1 pseudogene is annotated in these 379 nt (G+C 40.1%); it reads left to right on the top strand.

Going from position 1 to position 379, the window contains the following annotated elements:
* Positions 1–379 (top strand): annotated as a pseudogene (locus HC175_RS20365) (SusC/RagA family TonB-linked outer membrane protein); the annotation flags it as partial.

The following is a 379-nucleotide window of genomic DNA, read 5'->3' as shown; positions in this document are numbered from 1 at the left end:
CCCACCATCCCAGTATATGATGAAAATAATCCAGGAGGTTATGGGTATGGAAAATCAGGAGTGGCTAACACATTTGCCGCTAACCCTGTCGCCATTGCCAATCTTATTGACCAACAGAATGAGAATTTCCGTATCCGTGGAAACGTTTGGGCGGAACTAGAACCGTGGTCCTTCTTAAAATACAGATTGAATGTAGGATACGAAACCAGTTTTGATAATTATTTCTATTTGAGAAAAGCAGGAAGCTGGACTTTAAACCAACCGGTAGAGGAAACAAGAACCGAACAGAATAGAGCACAATTTCAAACCCAACTTATAGAAAATACCTTGACCTTTCAAGAGGAGTTTGGAAAGCATAATGTTTCTCTATTAGTAGGGA

This window comes from Salinimicrobium oceani (assembly GCF_012037645.1).
The sequence above is the reverse complement of the archived record's forward strand: the minus strand, read 5'-3'. Positions and strand labels throughout refer to the sequence as shown.